The organism is Streptomyces sp. RP5T, from assembly GCF_003933965.1.
Lineage (GTDB): Bacteria > Actinomycetota > Actinomycetes > Streptomycetales > Streptomycetaceae > Streptomyces.
In genome coordinates this window covers 1-2,107 of the sequence record NZ_RSAJ01000945.1, presented here as the reverse complement: position 1 = coordinate 2,107, position 2,107 = coordinate 1, and the positions used below count along the sequence as shown (strand labels likewise).

Genomic DNA, 2,107 nt, shown 5'->3' with positions numbered 1-2,107 from the left:
GGGAGACCAGGGCGTCCAGGTCGTCCACGATCACGACCAGGCGGGGCAGCGGGGGTGCCGTCTCCGTCTGCTGCCGGGCCGCTTTGGGGCGCAGGCGGATCGTGGAGCTGGGCGGCGAGTCGAGGTCCCCGGCGGCCGGGTCGCCGGGAGCACCCGCGCTGCCCGTCGAACCGCGGGGGGACGGGGTGCGCTGGGCGACCATACGGCCCGTCAGCTCCCGGCCGGTGTGCCACTCCGCGAAGTCGCAGCGGCCCAGCAGCTCCGCGCGCCGCTTCAGCTCGGCGCTCAGCGACTGGGCGAACTCCCGCATGCGGACCGGGTCGTTGGCGATGAGGTGGGTGGTCACGTGCGGGACGTCCGTGCACACGCGCAGGCCCTCGCCGTGGCCGCCGGCGCCCACGCCGTCCCGGCCGTCCATCAGCACGATGCTCAGACGGTCGGGGCGCTCGGCCGCGGCCAGCGAGGCGACGACCGCCCGCAGCAGTTCCGTACGGCCGCTGCCCGCGGGTCCCTCGATCAGCAGGTGCGGGCCCTCGGCCACCAGGTCGGCGCAGACCGGGCCGCGCGGGCCGGCCCCGAGCACCGCCCAGGCGCGGCCACCCAGCGACTCCGGGTCGTCGGCCGCGTCCGCCCAACGCGTCATCAGCGACGGCGGGGTGGCCCGGGCCAGCCCCAACTCGTCCAGCAGGCGCGCCGACTGGGGCAGCGGCGAGGACACGCGCGTGTGCCCCGCGGCGGCGGTGCCGTCCGTCCTGAGCGGCGCCAGCGCCCGCGCGAACCGCTCGGCCCAGGCCGCGGAGACGGCGTCCACGGCGGCGACGGTGCCGTGACCCACGGGAGCGGGGGCGGTGGCCGCGGTGAGGTGCAAGGTGTCGGCGTCCGCGTGGCGGGCGTCGTGCGGAGGCGTCGTGGGGGCGGGACGGCCGGACTCGGGCGCGCCGCGGTGGGTTCGGCCGCCGTCGGTCCCGGGGCCCGCGTCCGCGGGGACACCCGCCCGGGCCACCCGCATCAGCCGCAGGGCCGTCGCCACGTCACCGCTGAGCAGGGCGACCGCCCCGCACTCGCGGAACGTCGGGGCCGCCGCGCACGCCGCCTCGTAGGTGTCCGTCACCGGGGAGGCGGGCGAGGCCGGGGCCGTCTCGGCCAGACAGACGATGTGGATGCCGGCCCGCGGGCCCTCCGCCGCCAGCCGCGCCACCGACCTTCGCAGATCCGCGCCGCCCGGGTCGCCGTCCACGACGACCACGGTGTACGGCCCAGGGAAACCGCCGCTCGCCGCGTCCTCCGCGTCGTCGCGGGCCCAGGAGGGCCGTCGGGCGGTGTTCCGGGTGCGGTCCTGCGGGGCGGCGGAGCGGGCGGCCGGGATGCCGCCACGGGCCGGGGGGAGCTCCGCGTCGGTCAGGTGGTCGTCCAGACGCCGCAGGAGTTCGTCGGTGCGGGCCGCGGCCTGTTCGCGGTCGTGGGCGAGGAGGAGACGGCAGTCCTGGCCGTGCCCCGGGCGGACATGGGGGAGCCAGCCGAGCCAGGACCACTCGGCGGTGCGCTCCTGCGCGGACCGGGAGCGGTCCGTGCTGATCAGGACGATCTCCAGGGTCTCGGGCGCGTGCAGCGCGGCGAGCTGGGCCACCACCGCGCGGGCCAGCCCGGCGAGTCGCGCGCGCGGACCGGCCAGGCCCAGGGCTCCGGCCTCGCGCAGGTCCGCGGTGACCGGGACGGCCGGCAGCAGCCCCGAGCCGTCGGGGGCCGCCCGGTCGGCGGTGCCGAGCCGCACGGTGAGGGCCTCGGGATGCCCGGGCCCCCGCTCCCACAGACGCGCGCCGGGACCGAGTGCCGTCAGGAGCAGGGCGGCCGGATCGGGCCAGGCCTCGGGCATCTGGGCCGCGGCGGCCGACGGCACCGCGGTGACGGGCGCGGCCGTCGCGTCGTACGCCTCGTCCTGCCCGGGCGTCTCCTGCTCGCCCCGCCCCCCGGCCAGCCGCCGCGCCCAGGCGGACAGCCCACCGCGCCGCCGCACGCCCTGCGGGACGTCGGTCCCGCGCAGCGGGGTGCCCTTGCGGCGACCGCTCGCGGGGGCGTCCGGGGCGTCGGGGGCGGACGACGGGAAGGG

General features: G+C 79.4%; 1 protein-coding gene. It reads right to left on the bottom strand.

Annotation, left to right across the window (positions count from 1 at the left end):
• Positions 1 to 2,107, bottom strand: a 2,107-nt coding sequence (locus EHS43_RS43255) for an FtsK/SpoIIIE domain-containing protein (RefSeq protein WP_260470987.1), incomplete at both ends; no start/stop codon positions are given.